Below are 21,949 nucleotides of genomic sequence, written 5' to 3' on the forward strand. Positions count from 1 at the left end.
ATCATCATGCTTACGCGAATCGGCCTGATACTCCTGCCTATGCTGGCGACTCTGCCGTTGAGCGGCTGCATTGGCACCGAGAGCCACTCCAATGTCGGCATTGAAGGTGCGCCCACCAAAGCCGATACACGTCTGCTGGAAGCCGGGGCTGCCACCTTGCAATCGCAGCCGCCGGTCGCGGCCCTGAACGCCTACCTCGACGGCTTCCACTTCTATAACGGCAGGCCCGAGGCGCAAATGGAAGCGCATCACTATTGCTCGATTCTCAGTGAAGAGCTGATTCAGTGCGTGATCTACGACGGCAACGTCAAGGAAGCGAAGCTGATGGGCGTCGAGTACATCATCAGCGAGCAGCTGTTCAACACACTGCCCGAGGACGAAAAGGCGCTGTGGCACAGCCACGTGCATGAAGTGAAATCCGGCCAGTTGATCGCCCCGGGGATTCCCGAGGCGGCCGAGCATGCGCTGATGCGCAAGTTGGTACGCACCTACGGCAAGACCTGGCACACCTGGCACACCTGGCATACCGATCAGAAGAACAGCCTGCCGCTTGGGGTGCCGCAGCTGATGATGGGGTTCACCGCCGACGGCCAGCTGGATCCTCGCATGGTCGATGAGCGCGACCAGCGCTTTGGTATCGACAGCATGAAGAAACGCCAGAATCGCGCCGACATCGAGCCGCCACAGGTCGCGCCTGACGCCGATGCGTGGCAGAAAGGCAAGGTGTTCCAGATCGAGGACCCAACAGGGGCGCACGTGCATCATTGATGCCTGCTCTGCTCTCCCCTGCAGAGACGGAGGGCAGCTCAGCCAGGCTCCCCTCAGGCTATTCGGCACAGCACCCAGTCGTGCAGCATTACCCGCAGCTCATCGAACTTCACCGGTTTGGCCAGGTAATCGCTCATTCCGGCGGCCAGGCAGCGCTCGCGGTCGCCCGACTGACTGTGGGCGGTGATCGCCAACACCGGCAACTCGGCGCAGGCAGGCAGCTGGCGCAGCGCACGGCAGGTGGCGAAGCCATCCATCACCGGCATCTGACAGTCGAGCAACACCGCGTCGATGGCTTCGCGCTGCAGGCATTCCAGCGCATCGTTGCCGTTATCCGCGGTGCGTACCCGGTAGCCGAGCTTGAGCAGCATGCCGCGGATCACCAGCTGATTGATGGCGTTGTCCTCGACCACCAGCACCGTGCACTGCTCGGGCGGGCGCACCGCCGCGCCGCTACTGCGACGAACCACCGGCTGCGCATCGAGCTTTTGCGTGGGCAGGCTCAGCACCAGGTTCAGACGGAAAACACTGCCACCGGAGCCGGCGCGATTGGGCTCGTAAGCCAGGCTGCCACCGAGCAAATCGACCAACTGCCGGCAAATGCTCAAACCGATACCCAGCCCGCCATACTCGCGGGTCATCGAGGTATCGAGCTGATGAAAGCGCCGGTACAGATCGGTTTCCCGCACGTTTTCCAGGCCGATACCGGCATCAATCACCTCGATACTCAGCGGCAGGCTATCCGGGGAAACCTGACCATTGCCGCGCACACGCAGGCAGACATTGCCCACGCTGGTGAACTTGATGGCGTTATCGAGCAGATAGCCCAAAGCCTGCGCCAGTTTCTGCCCATCGCCTTCGACGGTGTCTGGCAGGCGCTCGTCGAGGTCCAGCACGAAGGCTAATCCCTTGTCGCGCGCACGGTTTTCGAAGTTGGCGCACAAACCGTCGAGCAAACCACGCAGGCTGAAGGTCTCGCGCCGCGGATAAAGCCTGCCTGCCTGCAGCTCGGTGAGGGCAAGGATGTCGTTGACCATCTGCATCATGTCCCGTGCCGAGCGCGTAGCGGTCTTCTGGTACTGCTCCACCTCGGGGTCCAGACGCAGGGTCTGCATCAGCTCAAGAGAGCCGATCACCCCGTTCATCGGAGTGCGCAGTTCGTGGGTGACCGTGGCCAGGAAGTCATCCTTAAGACGGTTGCTGTCAGCCAGCTCATGGTTGAGCACTTCCAGCTTGGCGCTGGCGTTTTGCAGAATCCGCGCCCGCTCTTCTTTCATGGCGTTGATGCGGTCGGCCAGTGCCAGCGAGAGCAACGCCACCTCGATCGCGCTGCCGATCTGGCTGGCATACATGGTCAGGAACACGTTGGGCAGGTGACCAAGCACCATCAGGGTGTTGACCAGCCCGCCAATCAGGAACGCCGCCCAAGCGATCAGGAAGTAGCGTGCCACCCGCATGCCGCGCCACCAGGCCAGTGCGCCGGCGATTGGCACCACGACGGTGAATACCAACGCCAATACGGTGGCCAGGCGCAGCGACAGCGCATAACTGGCGCACAGCGCCAAGCCCATCACGGCGGCGCCCCATAGCATCAGCGCCAGCAGGGAGCGATCCACCCAGGGGCTGTGCTCGCGGGTGTGCAGAAAGCTGCGGGCGAACTGGCACCCGAACAGCGCCGTCGCCCCTATCATGAACGGCGTGGCGGCGTTGGCCCACCACGGATTATTGGGCCAGAAGAACTCGATGCCCGCTCCATTGACCGACACCTGATAGAGAGCGAACGAGGCGATGTAGAAGATGTAATACAGGTAACTGGTGTCACGTACGCTGATAAAGATGAACAGGTTGTAGATCGCCATCACCAGCAGCACGCCGTAGATGATGCCCAGCACGTAGATGCGCGCGGGCTGCTCCTCCAGGTATGCCGCCGGCGACCACAGGCTCAGCGGCGCCTGAATCGAGCCCTCGCTTTCCAGGCGCAGGTAAACACGGCGTACCTGCTCTGGCTGGAAGTCGAGAGTGAACAGGTAGTTGTTCTGGCGAATTTCCCGACTGGAGAACGGCAGCGCGTCTCCGGTGCGATGGCTCAGGTGAAAGCGGCCATCGGCGCCCTCTTCGTATAGCTCTAGATGATCGAGCGGCGGATAGGCCAGCTCTAGCAGCCAGCTCTGCGGGGAGACGCTGCCTTTCGCCGTACGGGGCTGATACTGCAGATCAATGCGCAACCAGAATGCCGAACGCGAATAACCGGCGTTCAATACCGCCTTTTCGTGCTGGCGAAAGCTGCCCTGCAGTGCGCTGGAGGTAACATCATCGATGGTTTTGTCGCCACGCACGTCTTCGAACACCGCCATGTGTTCGCCCAGCGACAGTGAGCGGCTGTACTCATCGAACACCACAGGGCCGGCGGCATGGGCCAGCAATGGACACAGCGCCAGGAAAAGGATCAGGAAAAAACGCATGCAGCCCCGCAGATGGCCATGTTGCGCGATACCGGAAGGCCCCACGCCCTCATGTTGATACCGCCGTGCACGGCTCGACATATGAATGCTGGCAACTCTATGGAGGGTGACCTCTCACCGCAAGCGCAATGACGACCGAATGTCAGCTCAGGGCGCTGGCAGCGTCAGCAGCGCGGCGGTGATGGCTTCGGCCAGATACTGAATGGAAAACACTCCACCGTGGGTCCAGATGGCGGGCATACCCGCCAAACGATCGGCGCGCGCAAATGGCATGGCCCGCCACTCGCGCGTAGCGAATAGCTGCGTTTGCCCGGGAAAGGGCTCGACATACAGCACCACGCCCTCTTCGATGCCTGCCAGCGCCTTCACCGGTAGCGGCTCTTTAGCCCCATCGTGCTGTGGCGTGTAGGCGTTTTGCAGATGCAGCAGTTGCAGGGCGTGGTCGACCATAGAGCCGGCACCTTCGATATGCACGGCGGAGGGTGAAGAGAAGCGGATCACCGCGACCTTCGGCAGCCTTCCGCGAAAGTGCTCGACCAGCTGCTGCTGCAGCTCATCGACCTGCACCTGCATCGCGGCCAACTCGCGTAGCGCCTGATCTTCCCGACCGAAACGCTGAGCAAGCGCCAGGTAGTCATCGCGGGCAACCAAGTAGCTGTCATGCTCCTGAGAAAGGCTGCCATAGGTCGTTACTGGCGCAATGCGTGAAAGCTTCTCGCGCTGGCCTTCGAGCGGCTCGCCGATAACGATCAAGTCCGGCTTGAGCGCAGCGAGTCTTTCCAGATTCGGCTTCTTGCGCGACCCGGCACTCGGCACCTGCGCCGGCAATGGCGGGCGTCCCACCCTGGTGCGATATTGGTCCGCATCGGCCACGGCGATGGGGATGATGTCGAGCTTCAGCAGGTGCTCGGTGGCCTCCCAGCTGAGCGCCACCACTCGAGGCTCGGCGTGGGCCAAACCAGCAAAGAGGCACAGCAACAGCGAGACACCACGCAACAGATTTTTCATGCCAGGCGCCTTCTGCCCCATCAACCAAGGAAATACCTGTATAGCCAAAAGCACCAGACAGGTGCACAGGCTATGACTACTGCCAGACGCCCGGCGTAGCGGCCATCGTACAAACCCGAACTACTAGGCTCAAGCGCATTAGCGCGGATCATCAGCCTGCCAGAGCTTATCCAGCCCGGCCTCATTACCGCACATAAAATGTTAAGCTCGCGCCCCATCCAAATGCTGCCTGCCATGTGCGGGTGCGAGCCCGACCAACTCGGTACTGCGGCAGTCGCCGTACCCGTAAACCGGAACCCGCGACACAGATGATCGACTTCGGCCTCCCAGATTACGAACGCAGCACCGCCCGCCTCGCCCCTTCGCGTCCGGTGGTGTTGTGCCTGTCCGGCCACGACCCGAGCGGTGGCGCCGGCTTGCAAGCCGATATCGAGGCACTGCTTGCTCAGGGCTGCCATGCAGCTCCGGCTGTCACTGCGCTGACCGTACAGGACACCGTCGACGTCATGGACTTTCGAGTGCTCGACCGTGACTGGGTACTGGCTCAAGCCCATGCGGTGATTGCCGATATGCCGGTAGCCGCGGTCAAGCTAGGCATGCTTGGCTCGGTGGAGATGGTCGATACCGTTTTGATGATCATGGACAAACTGCCCGGTATTGCGCTGGTCTGCGACCCGGTGCTGCGTGCCGGCGGCGGCGGTGCTCTGGGCAAGGAAGATGTTGGCTTCGCCATGCGTGAGCGGCTGTTCCAGGCCTCCACCATCGCCACGCCAAATCTACCGGAGGCACGCATTCTTGCCGAACTGCCGGACGGCAGCGCTGACCAGTGCGCTGAAAAACTGCTGCCATATATCGAGCACCTGCTTATCACTGGCGGCCATGGCGACGAAAGTGAAGTCCACAACCGCCTTTACCTGCGTGATGGCAGCCGCCACGACTTCACCTGCGCGCGCCTGCCCGGCAGCTACCACGGCTCCGGCTGCACTTTGGCTAGCACCCTGGCGGGCCGACTTGCCCTTGGTCAGGATCTGATCGGCGCGGTAAAAACCGCCCTAGATTACACTTGGCGCACCCTGCGCGATGCCGAGCAACCGGGCCGCGGTCAATACGTACCGCGCCGCCTGCCGCTGGACTTCAGCTGATGGCAGCGCCCGGTAAACTGCGCGGCCTCTATGCCATCACCGACAGCGCGCTGCTCGCCGACGGCAAGTTGCTGCCCTACGTGGAAGCCGCTCTGGCCGGTGGCGCACGCCTGCTGCAGTACCGCGACAAATCTAGCGACGACGCCCGCCGCCTGCGCGAAGCAGAGGCGCTGCGCACGCTGTGCGAGAACTACGACGCCACGCTGATCATCAATGACGACGCCGAGCTGGCCGCGCGCCTCGGCGTTGGTCTGCACCTCGGTCAGGAAGACGGCTCGCTGGCTGCTGCCCGCGCCCTGCTTGGCCGGCAGGCGATCATCGGCGGCACCTGCCATGCCCAGCTCGCACTGGCCGAGCTGGCCGCCAGCGAAGGCGCCAGCTACGCGGCCTTTGGCCGCTTTTTCAACTCAATGACCAAACCTGGCGCGCCAGCTGCCACGCTCGATCTGCTCAGCGCGGCCAAAGCCCGCGTGCAGTTGCCAATCGTCGCCATTGGCGGCATCGACCTGCACAACGCAGCGCCGCTGATCGAGCACGGCGCCAGCATGATCGCCGTGATCCACGCCCTATTCGCTGCCGATTCCCCCGCGGAGGTCGAGCAACGCGCTCGAGCCTTCAGCGCGCTGTTCGAATCGAACTGACTTACTTTCAGGAGAACCCGCATGTCCCGCTCCGAAACGCTGTTCGCCAACGCCCAGAAACACATCCCCGGCGGCGTCAACTCGCCGGTCCGCGCGTTCAAGAGCGTGGGCGGCACGCCGCTGTTCTTCAAGCACGCCGAAGGCGCTTACGTCACCGATGAAGACGACAAGCGCTATGTCGATTACGTCGGCTCCTGGGGCCCGATGATTCTCGGCCACAGCCACCCGGATGTGCTGGACGCGGTGCGCAAGCAACTCGAGCATGGTCTCTCCTACGGCGCTCCAACCGCCATGGAAACCGAGATGGCCGATCTGGTCTGCAGCATCGTGCCGTCGATGGAGATGGTGCGCATGGTCAGCTCCGGTACCGAAGCGACCATGAGCGCCATCCGCCTGGCCCGTGGCTACACCGGCCGCGACGCGATCATCAAGTTCGAAGGCTGCTACCACGGCCACTCCGACAGCCTGCTGGTCAAGGCCGGCTCCGGCCTGCTGACTCAGGGCGTGCCGAGCTCCGCGGGCGTGCCGGCGGACTTCGCCAAACACACCCTGACGCTGCCGTTCAACGATATCGAAGCGGTCAAGGCCATGCTCGCCGAAGCCGGGCAGACCGTCGCCTGCATCATCGTCGAGCCGGTTGCCGGCAACATGAACTGCGTACCGCCGGCACCTGGCTTCCTCGAAGGCCTTCGCGAGCAGTGCGACAAGCACGGCGTAGTACTGATCTTCGATGAAGTGATGACCGGTTTCCGCGTCGCCCTTGGCGGCGCCCAGGCCCATTACGGCGTGACGCCGGATCTGTCGACCTTTGGCAAGATCGTCGGTGGCGGCATGCCGGTCGGCTGCTTTGGCGGCAAGCGCGCCATCATGGAGCGTATCGCCCCGCTCGGCCCGGTTTACCAGGCCGGTACGCTCTCGGGTAACCCGCTGGCCATGGCCGCCGGCCTGACCACCCTGAAGCTGATCAGCCGCCCAGGCTTCCACGCCGAACTGACCGACTACACCAGCAAGCTGCTGCAAGGCCTGCAAGAGCGCGCCGATGCCGCTGGTATCCCGTTCGTCACCACCCAGGCGGGCGGCATGTTCGGCCTGTATTTCAGCGGTGCCGACGACATCGTCACTTTCGATGACGTGATGGCCAGCGATGCCGAACGCTTCAAACGCTTCTTCCATCTGATGCTGGAAGGCGGTGTGTACCTGGCGCCAAGTGCGTTCGAAGCCGGCTTCACCTCCATCGCCCATGGCGAGACAGAGCTGAAACTGACCCTCGATGCCGCCGAACGCGCGTTCGCGGTACTGGCCGGACAATAATCATCACCGGCGCCGTCTGGCGCCTGGCATGAACATAGCGGTGACATATGCGATCACGTATATAGGGCACCGCAACAGGCTCAAAACGACTTTTTGTGGTGCAAACGACCTTCAAAGCATGCCCTTGCGCCAGCTTGGGGCAGAAAAGCCGGTAAACACTTTGTAAGAACGGTGCTGCTTATTTCATAATGTGATGGTGAGCCCATCTGGGACCGCCAGCCACCCCACCCGTCAGCCTGTCGAGGTATCTGGATCTTCATGAAGCGCGCCGGCCGCACCCTGTCTCTGGGCTGCCTGTTGCTCCTGCTGCCAACGCTTGCCTTGGCGGACGGCAACTCATTGCTGATCCCGGCAACCGGGAGCTGCTCGCTGAACGTCGCCGCCGAAGATCTGCCCGCTGCGCTGGACTCCTGCCAGAAGAGCGCCGAGGGCGGCGATGCCCAGGCCCAATACGAACTCGGTGAGTTCTATTACGAAGGCCAATCTGGCGAGCGCGACCTGCCTCAGGCATTGAGTTGGTTCGAACACGCCTCTCTGCAAGGCCACGCGCAGGCACAGTCGCGGCTGGGCATGATGTTCTTCAGGGGTGAAGGCGTCGCGGCCAACAACGTGCAGGCTTACATCTTGCTGAAGATGGCCGCGGTCAACGGCTCGGACGAGGCAATGGACAGCGCCGACGAAGTGGCCATGCAAATGCCCAGAGCCGAACAGGAAGTCGCCACCCAGGTGCTGGGGCAGATTTTCCGCAACTACCTACAGGAACTGCAGGCCGCCGACAGCCTGTCGCCCTTCGCACCGCTCAAATAACAATCTGCAACGTCTACGCGCTCCACGACAGGAGCGCTTCCACGTTTTTACTTCTCAGGCATAGGCATCGGGAACGGCATGACATTGCCGCCGCCCTTGGCTTCGCTGATCTTCGGTGTACCCAGTCGCTCGACTTCATCGATCCGCACGATCGAGTGCATCGGCACGAAACTGCGCACCACACCGTCGAACTGCGCCTTGAGCTTTTCTTCGCTGGGGTCGACCACCAGCTGCGAGCGCTCACCGAACACGAATTCCTCGATTTCCAGAAAGCCCCACAGATCGCTCTGAAAGATCTGCTTGGCATACATCTCGTATACCTGGCCCTGATTGAGAAAAATCACTTTGTAGATGGGTTCGCGCTTGGTCATGGATAGCAGATGGCTGGCTGTGCAATAAAAGGGCGCGAATCTTAGCATGTCGCTTCGCCACGGCGAGCCCCTCCCGTCCATAGCCTGTGGCCTCCCAGGAACAACACCCCTATAATCCGCGGTCATTTTTTCACCACCGACGAACCGCCATGACCAAGAAGCTCTATATCGAAACCCACGGTTGCCAGATGAACGAGTACGACAGCTCGCGCATGGTCGACCTGCTGGGCGAGCATCAGGCCCTGGAAGTGACTGATCGTCCGGAAGACGCCGACGTCATTCTGCTCAACACCTGCTCAATCCGCGAAAAAGCCCAGGACAAGGTGTTCTCCCAGCTCGGTCGCTGGCGTGAGCTGAAACTGGAGAACCCGGATCTGGTGATTGGCATCGGCGGTTGCGTGGCCAGCCAGGAAGGCGCGGCGATCCGCGACCGCGCGCCCTACGTCGATGTAGTGTTCGGCCCGCAGACCCTGCACCGCCTACCGGAAATGATTGATGCCGCGCGTACTACCAAGACGGCTCAGGTGGACATTTCCTTCCCCGAGATCGAGAAATTCGACCGTCTGCCCGAGCCACGGGTCGACGGCCCCAGCGCTATGGTTTCGGTCATGGAAGGCTGCAGCAAGTACTGCACCTTCTGCGTAGTGCCCTACACCCGCGGCGAGGAAGTCAGCCGGCCGCTGGACGACGTGCTTGGCGAAATCATTCACTTGGCCGAAAACGGCGTGCGTGAACTCACTCTGCTAGGTCAGAACGTCAACGGCTACCGCGGTGAAACGCGCGACGGCGGCATCGCCGACTTCGCCGAGCTGCTGTACCTGGTGGCCGCCGTCGATGGCATCGACCGTATTCGCTACATCACCAGCCACCCGCTGGAATTTTCCGACGCCCTGATCAAAGCCCACGCCGAAATTCCAGAGCTGGTGAAGTTCCTCCACCTGCCGGTGCAGTCCGGCTCCGACCGTATTCTTGCCGCCATGAAACGCAACCATACGGCGCTGGAGTACAAGTCGCGCATCCGCAAGCTGCGCGCGGCAGTGCCGGATATCGTGATCAGTTCGGACTTCATCGTCGGCTTCCCTGGCGAGACCGAAAAAGACTTTGAGCAGACCATGAAACTGGTTGAAGACGTCGGTTTCGACTTCTCCTATTCCTTTATGTACAGCTCGCGCCCCGGCACGCCGGCCGCCGACCTTCATGACGAAACCCCGGAAGAGGTGAAGAAGGAGCGCCTGCAGCGTCTGCAGCATCGCCTCAATCAGCAGGGCTTCGAAAACAGCCGGCGCATGGTCGGTACCGTGCAGCGCATTCTGGTCAGTGACTTCTCGAAGAAGGATCCGGGCAAGCTGCAGGGCAAGACCGAGAACAACCGTTTCGTGAACTTCCAGTGCGACAATCCGCGCCTGATCGGCCAGTTCGTCGACGTGCATATCGACGAGGCGATGCCGCATTCCCTGCGCGGCACCCTGATCGAACGCCATTGAAGAAATAGCCGACACCCCGCATATGAGTGATAACGCGCCGGGCGCAGCGCGGCTATCGGCCGTGCTTTCACTCGTCCGTCGCTAGCGCTATTCTCTCCCTTCCATTCAGCCGACGGCGGCCACAAAACGACCTTGAATATCACCTCGACACCTCATCGCTTCACCCTCGAACCCTTCGAAGCCAAGCGCTTCGCCAACCTTAGCGGGCAATTCGACGAGCATCTGCGCCTGATCGAATCGCGTCTGGGCATCGAGATCCGCAACCGCGGCAACCAGTTCGAATTGCTGGGCGAGCCCGGCCAGACGGTTTCCGGGGAAAACCTGCTGCGGCGCCTGTACCGTGAAACCGACGCCACCGAGCTGTCACCGGACATGGTGCATCTGTTCCTGCAGGAATCCGGTATCGAGGAGCTGAACAACCCCAGCGCCAACCTCAACATTGCCCTGCGCACCCGCAAAGGCATGATCCGTCCGCGCGGCGCCAACCAGCAGTTGTACGTGAAGGCGATCCTCGACCACGACATCAACTTCGGCATCGGCCCGGCCGGTACCGGCAAGACCTACCTGGCCGTGGCTGCCGCCGTGGATGCACTGGAGCGCGAGCAGATCCGCCGCATACTGCTGGTACGCCCGGCGGTCGAGGCTGGCGAGAAACTCGGCTTTCTGCCCGGTGACCTGTCGCAGAAGATCGACCCGTATCTGCGCCCGCTGTACGACGCGCTGTACGAGATGCTCGGTTTCGAGCAGGTAGCCAAGCTGATCGAGAAGCAGGTGATCGAAGTCGCGCCGCTGGCCTACATGCGCGGTCGCACGCTGAACAACAGCTTCATCATTCTCGATGAAAGCCAGAACACCACCATGGAACAGATGAAGATGTTCCTGACCCGTATCGGCTTCGGCTCCACGGCGGTGATCACCGGCGACATCACCCAGGTCGACCTGCCGCGCGGCACCAAGAGCGGCCTGACCCACGTGATCGACGTGCTCAAGGGCGTGCCGGGCATCAGCTTCACCCACTTCAAACCCAAGGACGTGGTGCGTCACCCGTTGGTGCAGCGCATCGTCGAGGCGTACGAACGCTTCGATGCCGAGCGCCAGCCGTTCGATCGCCGCCCGGCGGATAACGATCCGGGAGCACGCTCCGAGCCATGATCGAACTGGATCTGCAGGTCGCCAGCAACGCTGGCCACCTGCCTACCGAGAGCGATTTTCAGGCGTGGTGCGCCATTGCACTGCGCCAGCGTAGCGCCGACTCGGAACTGACCATCCGTCTGGTGGACGAAGAGGAAGGCCGCGAGCTCAATCGCACCTGGCGCGGCAAGGATTACGCCACCAACGTATTGTCCTTTCCAGCCGATGTACCTGATGAATTGTTGGATATCCCGCTGCTTGGTGACCTGGTGATCTGCGTACCAGTGGTCGAGCGCGAGGCTGTCGAACAAGGCAAGGCACTGGACGCGCATTGGGCGCATCTGGTGATTCACGGCTGCTTGCATCTGCTGGGCTACGACCACATCGACGATGAGGAAGCCGAGGAAATGGAAGCGCTGGAACGATTACTGCTCGCCGAGCTGGGTCATCCCGACCCGTATGCCGGCGACGAATGACTATAGGGATCCCGAGTAAAACGCCATGAGCGAAGACCGATCGAGCAACGAGCAAAAGTCCTGGTTGAACAAACTGACCCAGGCTTTTGCTCATGAGCCGAAAAACCGCCAGGAACTACTGGAAGTCCTGCGCGATGCGCACCAGAACAAACTGCTCGACAGCGAGGCCCTGGCCATCGTCGAAGGCGCCATCCAAGTCGCCGACCTGCAGGTTCGCGACATCATGGTGCCGCGCTCCCAGGTGGTGACCATCAAGGCCAGCCAGTCCCCCAAGGAGTTCCTGCCAGTGATCATCGAAGCGGCGCACTCGCGCTACCCGGTGATCGGCGAGACCCTCGACGACGTACTCGGCATTCTGCTCGCCAAGGATCTGCTGCCCTTGTTGCTGGCCGATCAGCCCGACTTCAACATTCGCGACATGCTGCGCCCGGCCACCTTCGTGCCCGAGTCCAAGCGTCTCAACGTGCTGCTGCGCGAGTTTCGCGCCAACCACAACCATATGGCGGTGGTGATCGACGAGTACGGCGGCGTGGCCGGCCTGGTAACCATCGAAGACGTGCTCGAGCAGATCGTCGGTGATATCGAGGACGAGCACGACGTCGAGGAAGACAGCTACGTCAAACCGCTGCCCAGCGGCGACTTCCTGGTCAAGGCGCTGACGCCCATCGATCACTTCAACGAAACCTTCACCACCGATTTCTCCGACGACGAGTTCGACACCGTCGGCGGCCTGGTGATGAGCGCCTTCGGCCACCTGCCCAAGCGCAACGAAGTGACGGTGATCGGCGAGTTCCGCTTTCGCGTACTCAACGCAGACAGCCGCCGCGTGCACTTGCTGCGCCTGACACCGCTGGCCCGGTGAACTGAACACCCCGCCCGCTGGCGGGGTGTTTGCTTTCCTCCCTTGATGAGCATCCCGATGAACCGACTGTTCCGACCCGGCTGGCCCGGCAACCTGATCGCCCTGCTGGCGGGCGCGCTGACCACCCTGGCGCTGGCGCCCTACGGCATCTGGCCACTGGCGCTGCTGTCGATCGCCCTGCTCTACCGTGGCCTGCGCGGGTTGACGCCGCGCCAGGCCTCCTGGCGCGGCTGGTGGTATGGCTTCGGCCTGTTCGCTTCGGGTACCAGCTGGGTGTATGTGAGCATTCACGACTACGGCGCCGCATCGCCACCCCTCGCGACATTCCTGACCCTGGGCTTCGTCGCCGGCCTTGGCCTGCTCTTCGCACTCGCCGCCTGGCTGTGGGCCCTATGCCTGCGCCGCGACAGCGCGCCACTGGGTGATGCCCTGGCGTTCGCCGCCCTGTGGGTGGCACAGGAGGCGTTTCGCGGCTGGTTCCTTACCGGTTTCCCGTGGCTGTATGTCGGCTACAGCCAGCTCGATGGCCCCATGGCCGGCCTGGCACCGGTCGGCGGCGTGTGGCTGCTGTCGTTTGCCCTGGCGCTGAGCGCGGCGCTGCTGGTCAACCTGCCGCGCCTCTACCGCAACAAGCCGCAACTGGCCGAAGCCCTGGTGCTGCTGATCGCCCCCTGGCTGCTCGGCGCGGCCTTCAAGGATCACGCCTGGACCGCCCCGGCCGGCGAGCCGCTGAGCGTGGCGGCAATCCAGGGCAACGTGGAGCAGAACCTCAAGTGGGACCCGGCCCAGCTCAATGCCCAGCTGGCGCTGTACCGCGACATGAGTTTCGCCAGCAAGCCGGTGGACATTCTGGTCTGGCCAGAGACCGCGGTGCCGGTGCTCAAGGAGCAGGCCATCGGCTACCTGAGCATGATGGATCGCTTTGCCAGCGACCGAAAAAGCGCGCTGATCACCGGCGTGCCGATCCGCCAGCCCAACGAGCGCGGCGAGCAGCGTTATTACAACGCCGTGAGTGTGGTCGGCCAGGGCAGTGGCGACTACCTCAAGCAACGCCTGGTGCCGTTCGGCGAGTACGTGCCGCTGCAAGAAATGCTGCGTGGACTGATCGCCTTTTTCGACCTGCCGATGTCCGACTTCGCCCGTGGTGAACACGGCCAGCCGCTGCTGGAAGCCAAAGGCCATCGCATCGCGACCTTCATCTGCTACGAGGTGGTCTATCCCGAGTTCGCCGCTGAAATGGCTGCGCAGAGCGACCTGCTGCTGACGGTCAGCAACGACACCTGGTTCGGCAAGTCGATCGGCCCACTGCAGCACCTGCAGATGGCGCAGATGCGCGCCCTGGAAGCCGGTCGCTGGATGATCCGCGCCACCAACAACGGCGTGACCGTGCTGATCGACCCGTTCGGGCGCATTACCGAACGCCTGCCGCAATTCGAACAGGCCACGCTGTACGGCGAGGTGCAGCCGATGCAGCACCTGACGCCCTATCTGCAGTGGCGCTCCTGGCCGCTGATCATCCTTTGCAGCCTGCTGGCTGGCTGGGCGCTGGTGCGGCGGCGTCGGGATGCCAAGTAACTCACTTGAGCCGGCTGTGGGCTAAAGCCCACCCTATGCAACGGATTGCGAGTCAACTTGTTAGCGAAAGGCCAAGCGGGGCTTGAATGTGCTCACCTCATGTGGGAACGGGCCATGCCCGTGATTCGTGCGCATGTATCACGCCGATCTAGCGGCAGTTAAATCATGGAATGAGTGCCAGCTTTAGTTACTGCAGTCGAAATACCGGCGCAGGCTTTAGCCCACCAGTTAACGCTAACGCCCGTACGCCAACGGATAAGCCAGCGCGCCGATCACTTCATTGAGCAGCAAGGTGCTCTGCCAGAATGCCTTGCCTTCCGGCAACCAGCCGCCCATTGGCCGGCCGTTGGGCACACCGAGAAATCCTACTGGCGCGGTCACCACCTCGAAGCCAGCCTGCTCGAAGCACCAGCGAGAGCGCGGCATATGCCAGGCTTGGGTAACCAGCAAAACTCGGCGAATACCTTCAGGCTTTAGCAGCGCGGCGGTCTCTGTCGCGTTCTCCCAGGTAGTGCGGCTGCGCTCTTCCCTCCAGCGCACCTCGACGCCAAGATCCTCGCGCATTACATCGGCCATCATCGCCGCTTCGCTCGGCGGTCGACCGAAATGCAGTCCGCCGGTGGTCAGCACCGGCAGGCTGGACGCTTTGGCGAGCCGCGCCGCATAGCGAGTTCGCTCCAGCGCCATGGCGCTGGGCTGCTCGCCGCCCCAGGCGGGGTCGTCCGAATCACGCCCACCGCCAAGCACAACGATGACATCCGCCTGCTGGGCCAGCGTGCTCCACTGCTGATGAGCGATGGCCGGCTCGCGCTCTATCGCTTTGGCCATCCACTCCACGGTCACCGGCAGGCTCATCAGCCACAGTCCGCCGAGGCCAAGCGTGAAGCAGCACAGCGCAAGCCGCGGAAAACGCCGGCGCAGAAACCAACCAAGGGCAATGAGCAGCAGCAGAATGCCGGGCGGCATGAAGAACTGCTTGAGCAGATAACGCAGCGGCATCGAGCACCTCCGAAAAGGGTCGAAGCCTAGGGTCTGTTGAGGCTACAACGCAAGCTGGCGCCGATAGCGCCGGGCAACACTCAGAACTTGCGACGTTCGCCAGTGAGCAGGTGATGGTGACCACTCCCTGCAATGGCCGGATGACGCTCGAATGGCGGTGGCAGAACTACACGTTGCTGGTGGCGCGCCGCTGTGGCGTACCAGCCGTTGAGTGAAGCGCGGTCATCAGCCAGGTAGGCAGTGATCAGCGCCAGCTCGTCACTCGACAGACCGCGCACTTCCATATCCGGGGATGGTTCGCTGGACAACTGCGCCAGTGTGTCGGCTTCCCCCAAGGCCACCGTCAGGCGCTCCAGCAACCGCCCGTAGGGGTCACTTTGCTTATGGGCTTCGATAGGGACTTGCATTACACACCTCCAGGCCGGGTGCCTTTGACTGAGCTTAGTCGCCGCCTCGCGACAGGCCTGCCCTGACGACAAATGGCGCTGCCATCGGCAGGCCGCGCAATCAGCGTTTCCCTCTGCCGAGGGGGGTCATGTATGCTACGACGTTTCCCGAAAGCCCCTTTCCCTAGCGCAAGTAGCCATGCACGAACAGTATCAGCCACGCGAAATCGAAGCCGCCGCGCAATCCCACTGGGACGCGCAGAATTCCTTTGTCGTCAGCGAACAGCCTGGCAAAGACACCTTCTACTGCCTGTCGATGTTCCCCTACCCTAGCGGCAAGCTACACATGGGGCACGTGCGCAACTACACCATCGGTGATGTGATCGCCCGTTACCAGCGCATGCTCGGCAAGAACGTGCTGCAGCCCATGGGTTGGGATGCTTTCGGCATGCCGGCGGAAAACGCCGCGATGAAGAACAACGTCGCACCGGCCAAGTGGACCTACGAAAACATCGCCTACATGAAGAGCCAGCTGAAAAGCCTGGGCCTGGCGGTGGACTGGACGCGCGAAGTCACTACCTGCAAGCCGGATTACTACCGCTGGGAACAATGGCTGTTCACTCGCCTGTTCGAAAAAGGCGTGATCTACCGCAAGAACGGCACCGTCAACTGGGACCCGGTCGACCAGACCGTGCTGGCCAACGAGCAGGTCATCGACGGCCGCGGCTGGCGTTCCGGCGCGGTGATCGAGAAGCGCGAAATCCCCATGTACTACTTCAAGATCACCGCTTATGCGGATGAGCTGCTGAGTAGCCTGGACGAACTCGATGGCTGGCCGGAACAGGTCAAGACCATGCAGCGCAACTGGATTGGCAAATCCCGCGGCATGGAAGTGCAGTTCCCCTACAACGTCGATTCCATCGGCGAAGCCGGCGCGCTGAAGGTGTTCACCACCCGCCCGGACACGCTGATGGGCGCGACCTACGTGGCCGTCGCCGCCGAGCACCCGCTGGCGGCCCTGGCCGCACAGAACGATGCCGAGCTGCAGGCGTTCATCGCCGAATGCAAGGCCGGTAGCGTCGCCGAAGCCGACGTGGCCACCCAGGAAAAGAAAGGCCTGCCGACTTCGCTGTTCGTCGAGCACCCGCTGACCGGCGAGAAGCTGCCGGTGTGGGTCGCCAACTACGTGCTGATGCACTACGGCGACGGCGCAGTGATGGCGGTCCCCGCCCACGACGAGCGCGACTTCGCCTTTGCCCGCAAGTACCACCTGCCGATCAAGGCCGTGGTGCGTACCAGCGCTGGCGATGAAGTGGGCAGCGAGTGGCAGGACGCCTACGGCGAACACGGCCAACTGATCAATTCCGGCGAATTCGACGGCCTGGATTTTGAAGGCGCGTTCGACGCTATCGAAGCAGCGCTGATTCGCAAGAACCTCGGCAAGTCGCGCACCCAGTTCCGTCTGCGCGACTGGGGCATCAGCCGCCAGCGCTACTGGGGCTGCCCGATCCCGATCATCCACTGCGACAGCTGTGGCGACGTACCGGTGCCGGAAGACCAACTGCCGGTCGTCCTGCCCGAAGACGTGGTACCGGACGGCGCCGGCTCGCCGCTGGCGCGCATGCCCGAATTCTACGAATGCAGCTGCCCGAAATGCGGCGCACCGGCCAAGCGCGAAACCGACACCATGGATACCTTCGTGGAATCGTCCTGGTATTTCGCCCGCTACGCCTCGCCGCACTATACCGGCGGCATGGTCGACCCGGCCGCAGCCAACCATTGGCTGCCGGTGGATCAGTACATCGGCGGTATCGAGCACGCGATTCTGCACCTGCTGTATGCGCGCTTCTTCCACAAGCTGATGCGTGACGAAGGCCTGGTCACCTCGAACGAGCCGTTCAAGAACCTGCTGACCCAGGGCATGGTCGTTGCTGAAACCTACTACCGCACCCTCGATAACGGCGGCAAGGACTGGTTCAACCCGGCCGATGTCACCGTCGAGCGTGACGCCAAGGGCAAGGTGATCGCCGCCACGCTGAACAGCGATGGCCTGCCGGTGGAAATCGGCGGCACCGAGAAGATGGCCAAGTCGAAGAACAACGGCGTCGACCCGCAAGCGATGATCGATGCCTACGGCGCCGATACCTGCCGCCTGTTCATGATGTTCGCCTCGCCGCCTGACATGAGCTGCGAATGGTCGGACGCTGGCGTCGAAGGCGCCAACCGCTTCCTGCGCCGCGTCTGGCGTCTCGCTCAGGGCCATGTCAGCCAGGGCCTGCCGGGCGTGCTGGATATCGCCAAGCTGGACGACGCCGGCAAGGAAGTACGCCGCGCCATCCACCTGGCGATCAAGCAGGCCTCCCAGGACGTCGGCCAGCACCACAAATTCAACACCGCCATCGCCCAGGTGATGACGCTGATGAACGTGTTGGAAAAGGCACCTCAGCAAGACGACCAACAGCGCGCCCTGCTTCAGGAAGGCCTGGAAACCGTCGCCCTGCTGCTTGCCCCGATCACTCCGCACATCAGCCATGAGCTGTGGCAGGAGCTGGGTCACGAAGAAGCGATCATCGATGCCAGCTGGCCGACCGTCGACGAAGCGGCCCTGGTGCAGGACAGCCTGCAGTTGGTGATTCAGGTCAACGGCAAGCTGCGCGGACAGATCGACGTGCCGGCCGATGCCAGCCGCGAGGCCGTGGAAGCAGCAGCGCGCAGCAACGAAAACGTACAACGCTTCACCGAAGGGCTGACGATCCGCAAGGTCATCGTGGTGCCTGGCAAGCTGGTCAATATCGTCGCCAGTTGAGGCGACAGGGAACGGCTGGCCGCCTATCGCGGCCAGCATCCGATCTAGAGTTTCGGCCATGCCGGCCAGCGGAGCCGGCAGGACAAGGGGATACGAGATGATCAAGCGCAATCTGTTGGTAATCGGCCTGGCAGGCCTGCTCGGTGCATGCGGCTTCCAGCTGCGTGGTACCGGTGATGTGCAGTTCGCTCTCAAGGAACTTGAAGTCAGCGCGCGCGATTCGTATGGCGAAACCGTACGTGATGTCAAAGAAGTGCTGGAGAACAACGGCGTACGGGTGTTCCAGGGCGCAGCCTACAAGCTGTACCTGACCCGCGAGCAGGAAAACCAGCGTTCGGCCAGCTACACCAGCTCGGCGCGTGCCGTCGAATACGAGCGCACCATGACCCTCGACTACGAGATTCGCGGCGCCAAGAACCTGCTACTGATGAGCAACAAGCTCGAAGTGCAGAGCTATTACGTGCAGGACTCCAACAACCTGATCGGTAACGACCAGGAAGCTGCTCGACTGCGCACCGAAATGCGCCGCGACCTGGTTCAGCAACTGGCCCAGCGCCTGCAGCAGATCACCCCGTCGCAACTCGACGAGCTACAGCAGACCGCCGAAGCCAAAGCCAAGGCGGAAGCCGATGCGCTGGAAGCGGCACGTCAGCGCGAAGCGGCGCAGCCGCAGCAGTCGCCCATCGAACTGCCGGTCCAGTAAGGTTTGCAGGCTAACTGTGGGAGCGGGCCATGCCCGAGAATTCGCGCGCATGGCGCGCTCCCACAATGGAACGCCAAACGCTGGCTATTGCCTCACCGCCCCCTGATCACCAATCAGGCGCCAAGCTGACAGAACCTTTTGCTCAGTCCATCGGGTTTAGGTATTCATGAAACTCGCTCCCGCCCAACTCGGCAAACACCTTCAAGGCACTCTGGCCCCCGTCTACGTGGTCTGCGGCGATGAAGCGCTGCTGTGCCAGGAAGCCACCGACGCCATCCGCAGCGCCAGCCGCGCGCAAGGTTTTACCGAGCGCGAAGTGTTTCACGCCGAAGCCAACTTCGACTGGGGCATGCTTTACGAAGCCGGCGCCAGCATGTCGCTGTTCGCCGAAAAACGCGTTATCGAACTGCGTATTCCCAACGGCAAACCCGGGGACAAAGGCGCAGCCGCGATTCTCGAATACCTCAGCCGCCCGCCGGAAGACACTCTGCTACTGGTCAGCCTGCCAAAGCTCGACGGCAGCGCACAGAAAACCAAGTGGGCCAAGGCGCTTATCGATGGCCCGCATTGCCAGTTCGTGCAGATCTGGCCGGTGGATGCCAACGCACTACCGCAGTGGATCCGCCAGCGCTTGGCGCAGGCCGGCATGAACGCCAGCGCCGAGGCCATCGACCTCATCGCCGCGCGCGTGGAAGGCAACCTGCTGGCCGCCGCCCAGGAAATCGAGAAGCTCAAGCTACTCGCCGACGGCCAGCAGATCGATGCAGGCACCGTCCAGGCGGCCGTTGCCGATAGCGCCCGCTATGACGTGTTCGGCCTGATCGACGCGATTCTCAACGGCGAAGCAGCCCACGCCCTGCGCATGCTCGACGGGCTGCGCGGCGAGGGGCAGGAATCGCTGTTCATCGTGGTGATGCTGGCCCGCGAATTGCGCCAGCTAGCCAACATTTCCTATCAGTACAGCCAGGGCGTACCACTCGATAAAGCCTTCGCCTCGGCCCGCCCGCCGGTGTGGGACAAGCGTCGTCCACTGGTCAGCAAGGCCCTGCAGCGCCATACCCCAGCGCGCTGGAATACCTTGCTGATGGATGCCCAGCAGATCGACGCACAAGTCAAAGGCCAGGCGGCCGGCGATCCCTGGGCCAGCCTGTCGCGCCTGGTTCTGATGATGGCCGGGCAACGCCTGAAGCTTGGCGCTTAACAGCCCGTTGAAAAACGTAGGCGAGGCAGGCAGCGCAATACCGATGGCGACCCCGCAAAAACGGGCGAACGCAGTGAGTCAAAGCGGAGTGTACGAGTAGTACATGAGCATTTTGATGGGGCGCCTAGCCTGTGCTCGCACGTGAGTCTGTTTTTAACGCTGCGATGGCAACGTAGCTAGTTTTTTAACAGCCTGTTAACGCCTACTGCGAATATGGACATTGCTCTTTGAGCGGCGCATGATCAGCGCCGCTCGCATTAGAACGAGCAGTGACCGAGGATCTGCCATGAGCAAGAAACAACGCCCGAACAAGGCGAAATCCATCATCGCCCAGCCACTGTTCCGCTCACGCCAGGAACGCCCCGGCAAAGGAAAAGGCAGCTATAACCGCCAAGCCTCCCAGCAAAACTGGGAGGCTTGTTCATTTAAGGCGGCTTGAAAACCTCTCTCAGCCCGCATTTCTGCTCATCCGTGCTAAGGTGGTCGCCTGCAAAACGTGTTGAGATGACCATGCCCAACCTGTTCATTCGCGGCCTGCCTGCTACCGCTGCGGCCAGCTTTCTGCTTTTGCTCACGGCTTGCGCCGATGCTCCTGCCCAGCCTCTGGCGTCCACCACGATGCTGCCAGGCACCAACTCCGTCAACGCCTCCGCCAGTCAGCCGGTCGAAGAGCAACTGACCTTCGAACAGTGGCGTGATCTGCTGCGCAGTGACGCGATTGCCGCCGGTATCAGCCCGACCTTGTTCGACCGTGCCTTCGCTGGCGTGGTACCCAACCCCGATGTGGTCAAGGCGGACAGCAGCCAACCCGAGTTCAGCCGCCCGGTGTGGGAATACCTCAAGGGCGCAGTGTCGCCGAGCCGGGTCGCCCGTGGCCGCATTTTGCTGGCGCAGAACCGCCAGTTACTTAACCAAATTGAGCAGCGCTACGGCGTCGACGCCGAAACCCTGGTTGCCATCTGGGGCATGGAGAGCAACTTCGGCAGCAACATCGGCAGCCACAACGTGGTGCGCTCCCTCGCCACCCTCGCCTATGAAGGCCGTCGCCAGGCATTCTGGCGCAGCCAGCTGCTGGCCGTGCTGCAGATTCTCCAGCATGGCGATATCGCACCCGAAAGCCTGGTTGGCTCCTGGGCCGGCGCCATGGGCCAGACCCAGTTCATGCCCACCACTTACAACGAACATGCCGTGGATTTCGACGGTGACGGCAAGCGTGATGTGTGGACCTCCACCGCCGACGCCCTGGCGTCCGCAGCGCACTACCTGCAAAGCGGCAACTGGCAACTGCGCCAGCCCTGGGGCTTTGAGGTGCAGTTGCCGAAAGGTTTCGACTACGCCCTGGCTGACCCAGAAGTGCGCCGCAGCCTGACGCAGTGGCGAGCACTGGGCATCCACCCGGTGGGGCAACCGCTGAGCGAGCCGCGTGACGACGCTACCGCAACCCTGCTGCTGCCAGCCGGCCACCGTGGTCCAGCGTTCCTGCTGTTCAGCAACTTCCGCAGCATCCTGCGTTACAACAACTCGACCTCCTATGCACTGGCCATCGGCCTGTTGTCTGACGCCCTGCGCGGCGGCAACGGTGTGCAAGGCAGCTGGCCGGAAGGTGATCGCCAGCTGGGCCGCAGCGAACGCGTCGAAATACAGGAGCGCCTCAACGCCCGCGGCTTCGATTCCGGGCATGCCGACGGCATCATTGGCGCTAATACCCGCAAGGCGATTCGTGCCTTCCAACTGCAGCTGGGCTGGCCCGCCGACGGCTACCCGGATGCCAACCTGCTCGAGAAGCTGCGTCAGCCTGACTGACCGAACGTCCGTC

20 protein-coding genes are annotated in these 21,949 nt (G+C 62.5%); 15 read left to right on the forward strand and 5 right to left on the reverse strand.

Annotated elements, in window-relative coordinates:
* The first annotated feature begins 6 nt into the window (after nucleotides 1-6).
* Nucleotides 7-768 carry an OBAP family protein gene (locus BUC40_RS00895; RefSeq protein WP_073261697.1) on the forward strand — a complete coding sequence of 254 codons (762 nt, stop codon included), beginning with the start codon at nucleotides 7-9 and terminating at the stop codon, nucleotides 766-768.
* Between the two features lie 53 nt (nucleotides 769-821).
* Here the strand turns inward: BUC40_RS00895 and BUC40_RS00900 are convergent, their stop codons facing one another.
* Both BUC40_RS00900 and BUC40_RS00905 read right to left on the reverse strand, forming a co-directional pair.
* A complete protein-coding gene (locus BUC40_RS00900; RefSeq protein WP_073261699.1) occupies nucleotides 822-3,230 on the reverse strand; it encodes a hybrid sensor histidine kinase/response regulator in 2,409 nt (802 codons plus the stop codon).
* Nucleotides 3,231-3,377: 147 nt separating this feature from the next.
* Nucleotides 3,378-4,238: an ABC transporter substrate-binding protein gene (locus tag BUC40_RS00905; RefSeq protein ID WP_073261701.1), complete on the reverse strand. Its 861-nt coding sequence runs from the start codon at nucleotides 4,236-4,238 to the stop codon at nucleotides 3,378-3,380.
* A gap of 308 nt (nucleotides 4,239-4,546) precedes the next feature.
* Between BUC40_RS00905 and BUC40_RS00910 the strand changes: the two genes are divergently transcribed.
* The 4 genes from BUC40_RS00910 (at nucleotide 4,547) to BUC40_RS00925 (ending at nucleotide 8,139) form a co-directional block, all read left to right on the forward strand.
* Nucleotides 4,547-5,380, forward strand: coding sequence for a bifunctional hydroxymethylpyrimidine kinase/phosphomethylpyrimidine kinase (locus tag BUC40_RS00910; protein ID WP_073261703.1), 834 nt, complete (start codon nucleotides 4,547-4,549; stop codon nucleotides 5,378-5,380).
* Nucleotides 5,380-6,021, forward strand: a complete 642-nt coding sequence (gene thiE / locus BUC40_RS00915) for a thiamine phosphate synthase (RefSeq protein ID WP_073261705.1) — start codon at nucleotides 5,380-5,382, stop codon at nucleotides 6,019-6,021. The genes BUC40_RS00910 and thiE overlap by 1 nt, the downstream gene beginning before the upstream one ends.
* A 21-nt stretch (nucleotides 6,022-6,042) precedes the next feature.
* Entirely contained in the window at nucleotides 6,043-7,332 is a 1,290-nt protein-coding gene (gene hemL, locus BUC40_RS00920; RefSeq protein WP_073261707.1) for a glutamate-1-semialdehyde 2,1-aminomutase, read from the forward strand.
* A 258-nt stretch (nucleotides 7,333-7,590) separates the two neighbouring features.
* On the forward strand, nucleotides 7,591-8,139 hold the full coding sequence (locus BUC40_RS00925; RefSeq protein ID WP_073261709.1) for a tetratricopeptide repeat protein: 549 nt from the start codon (nucleotides 7,591-7,593) through the stop codon (nucleotides 8,137-8,139).
* 47 nt (nucleotides 8,140-8,186) lie between these two features.
* On the opposite strand, the gene BUC40_RS00930 is transcribed toward BUC40_RS00925, so the two are convergent.
* Nucleotides 8,187-8,510 carry a DUF1820 family protein gene (locus BUC40_RS00930; RefSeq protein WP_073261711.1) on the reverse strand — a complete coding sequence of 108 codons (324 nt, stop codon included), beginning with the start codon at nucleotides 8,508-8,510 and terminating at the stop codon, nucleotides 8,187-8,189.
* Nucleotides 8,511-8,659: 149 nt separating this feature from the next.
* Here BUC40_RS00930 and miaB point away from each other — a divergent pair, with 149 nt between their 5' ends.
* From miaB to lnt, 5 genes are all read left to right on the forward strand, one after another.
* A complete protein-coding gene (gene miaB, locus BUC40_RS00935; protein ID WP_073261713.1) occupies nucleotides 8,660-9,994 on the forward strand; it encodes a tRNA (N6-isopentenyl adenosine(37)-C2)-methylthiotransferase MiaB in 1,335 nt (444 codons plus the stop codon).
* A gap of 132 nt (nucleotides 9,995-10,126) precedes the next feature.
* A complete protein-coding gene (locus BUC40_RS00940) occupies nucleotides 10,127-11,146 on the forward strand; it encodes a PhoH family protein (RefSeq protein ID WP_073261715.1) in 1,020 nt (339 codons plus the stop codon).
* Nucleotides 11,143-11,601 carry an rRNA maturation RNase YbeY gene (gene ybeY, locus BUC40_RS00945; protein WP_073261717.1) on the forward strand — a complete coding sequence of 153 codons (459 nt, stop codon included), beginning with the start codon at nucleotides 11,143-11,145 and terminating at the stop codon, nucleotides 11,599-11,601. The genes BUC40_RS00940 and ybeY overlap by 4 nt, the downstream gene beginning before the upstream one ends.
* Nucleotides 11,602-11,626: 25 nt before the next feature.
* The gene (locus BUC40_RS00950) at nucleotides 11,627-12,463 is read left to right on the forward strand and encodes an HlyC/CorC family transporter (protein ID WP_073261719.1); all 837 of its coding nucleotides are present in this window, start codon (nucleotides 11,627-11,629) and stop codon (nucleotides 12,461-12,463) included.
* A gap of 57 nt (nucleotides 12,464-12,520) precedes the next feature.
* Nucleotides 12,521-14,038, forward strand: a complete 1,518-nt coding sequence (gene lnt / locus BUC40_RS00955) for an apolipoprotein N-acyltransferase (protein WP_073261721.1) — start codon at nucleotides 12,521-12,523, stop codon at nucleotides 14,036-14,038.
* Nucleotides 14,039-14,272: 234 nt separating this feature from the next.
* Here lnt and BUC40_RS00960 read toward each other — a convergent pair whose 3' ends face one another.
* Together BUC40_RS00960 and BUC40_RS00965 are read right to left on the reverse strand one after the other, a co-directional pair.
* On the reverse strand, nucleotides 14,273-15,037 hold the full coding sequence (locus tag BUC40_RS00960; protein ID WP_073261724.1) for a YdcF family protein: 765 nt from the start codon (nucleotides 15,035-15,037) through the stop codon (nucleotides 14,273-14,275).
* 80 nt (nucleotides 15,038-15,117) lie between these two features.
* Nucleotides 15,118-15,444, reverse strand: coding sequence for a hypothetical protein (locus tag BUC40_RS00965; RefSeq protein ID WP_073261726.1), 327 nt, complete (start codon nucleotides 15,442-15,444; stop codon nucleotides 15,118-15,120).
* Nucleotides 15,445-15,622: 178 nt separating this feature from the next.
* On the opposite strand from BUC40_RS00965, the gene leuS reads away from it, so the two are divergent.
* From leuS to BUC40_RS00990, 5 genes are all read left to right on the forward strand, one after another.
* Nucleotides 15,623-18,229 (forward strand): leucine--tRNA ligase, encoded by a 2,607-nt coding sequence (gene leuS / locus BUC40_RS00970; protein WP_073261728.1) that lies wholly within the window; start codon nucleotides 15,623-15,625, stop codon nucleotides 18,227-18,229.
* 97 nt (nucleotides 18,230-18,326) lie between these two features.
* Entirely contained in the window at nucleotides 18,327-18,932 is a 606-nt protein-coding gene (locus BUC40_RS00975; RefSeq protein WP_073261730.1) for an LPS-assembly lipoprotein LptE, read from the forward strand.
* A gap of 166 nt (nucleotides 18,933-19,098) precedes the next feature.
* Complete coding sequence (holA, locus tag BUC40_RS00980) at nucleotides 19,099-20,133, forward strand: DNA polymerase III subunit delta (protein ID WP_073261734.1); 1,035 nt, start codon at nucleotides 19,099-19,101, stop codon at nucleotides 20,131-20,133.
* A 286-nt stretch (nucleotides 20,134-20,419) separates the two neighbouring features.
* Nucleotides 20,420-20,572, forward strand: a complete 153-nt coding sequence (arfA, locus tag BUC40_RS00985) for an alternative ribosome rescue factor ArfA (RefSeq protein WP_073261736.1) — start codon at nucleotides 20,420-20,422, stop codon at nucleotides 20,570-20,572.
* Between the two features lie 71 nt (nucleotides 20,573-20,643).
* On the forward strand, nucleotides 20,644-21,936 hold the full coding sequence (locus BUC40_RS00990; protein ID WP_073263812.1) for a lytic murein transglycosylase: 1,293 nt from the start codon (nucleotides 20,644-20,646) through the stop codon (nucleotides 21,934-21,936).
* Nucleotides 21,937-21,949: the final 13 nt, after the last annotated feature.

This window comes from Phytopseudomonas punonensis, assembly GCF_900142655.1.
In the GTDB taxonomy this organism is placed as follows: domain Bacteria; phylum Pseudomonadota; class Gammaproteobacteria; order Pseudomonadales; family Pseudomonadaceae; genus Aquipseudomonas; species Aquipseudomonas punonensis.

Excerpts from the sequence above, each read along its gene's own strand:
- BUC40_RS00895 (WP_073261697.1), top strand. The coding sequence starts at position 7 with ATGCTTACGCGAATCGGCCTGATACTCCTGCCTATGCTGGCGACTCTG.
- BUC40_RS00900 (WP_073261699.1), bottom strand. The coding sequence starts at position 3,230 with ATGCGTTTTTTCCTGATCCTTTTCCTGGCGCTGTGTCCATTGCTGGCC.
- holA (WP_073261734.1), top strand. The coding sequence starts at position 19,099 with ATGAAACTCGCTCCCGCCCAACTCGGCAAACACCTTCAAGGCACTCTG.
- BUC40_RS00990 (WP_073263812.1), top strand. The coding sequence starts at position 20,644 with ATGCCCAACCTGTTCATTCGCGGCCTGCCTGCTACCGCTGCGGCCAGC.
- BUC40_RS00965 (WP_073261726.1), bottom strand. The coding sequence starts at position 15,444 with ATGCAAGTCCCTATCGAAGCCCATAAGCAAAGTGACCCCTACGGGCGG.
- hemL (WP_073261707.1), top strand. The coding sequence starts at position 6,043 with ATGTCCCGCTCCGAAACGCTGTTCGCCAACGCCCAGAAACACATCCCC.
- BUC40_RS00960 (WP_073261724.1), bottom strand. The coding sequence starts at position 15,037 with ATGCCGCTGCGTTATCTGCTCAAGCAGTTCTTCATGCCGCCCGGCATT.
- BUC40_RS00925 (WP_073261709.1), top strand. The coding sequence starts at position 7,591 with ATGAAGCGCGCCGGCCGCACCCTGTCTCTGGGCTGCCTGTTGCTCCTG.
- arfA (WP_073261736.1), top strand. The coding sequence starts at position 20,420 with ATGAGCAAGAAACAACGCCCGAACAAGGCGAAATCCATCATCGCCCAG.
- lnt (WP_073261721.1), top strand. The coding sequence starts at position 12,521 with ATGAACCGACTGTTCCGACCCGGCTGGCCCGGCAACCTGATCGCCCTG.
- leuS (WP_073261728.1), top strand. The coding sequence starts at position 15,623 with ATGCACGAACAGTATCAGCCACGCGAAATCGAAGCCGCCGCGCAATCC.
- BUC40_RS00930 (WP_073261711.1), bottom strand. The coding sequence starts at position 8,510 with ATGACCAAGCGCGAACCCATCTACAAAGTGATTTTTCTCAATCAGGGC.
- ybeY (WP_073261717.1), top strand. The coding sequence starts at position 11,143 with ATGATCGAACTGGATCTGCAGGTCGCCAGCAACGCTGGCCACCTGCCT.
- BUC40_RS00905 (WP_073261701.1), bottom strand. The coding sequence starts at position 4,238 with ATGAAAAATCTGTTGCGTGGTGTCTCGCTGTTGCTGTGCCTCTTTGCT.
- BUC40_RS00910 (WP_073261703.1), top strand. The coding sequence starts at position 4,547 with ATGATCGACTTCGGCCTCCCAGATTACGAACGCAGCACCGCCCGCCTC.
- BUC40_RS00950 (WP_073261719.1), top strand. The coding sequence starts at position 11,627 with ATGAGCGAAGACCGATCGAGCAACGAGCAAAAGTCCTGGTTGAACAAA.
- miaB (WP_073261713.1), top strand. The coding sequence starts at position 8,660 with ATGACCAAGAAGCTCTATATCGAAACCCACGGTTGCCAGATGAACGAG.
- thiE (WP_073261705.1), top strand. The coding sequence starts at position 5,380 with ATGGCAGCGCCCGGTAAACTGCGCGGCCTCTATGCCATCACCGACAGC.
- BUC40_RS00975 (WP_073261730.1), top strand. The coding sequence starts at position 18,327 with ATGATCAAGCGCAATCTGTTGGTAATCGGCCTGGCAGGCCTGCTCGGT.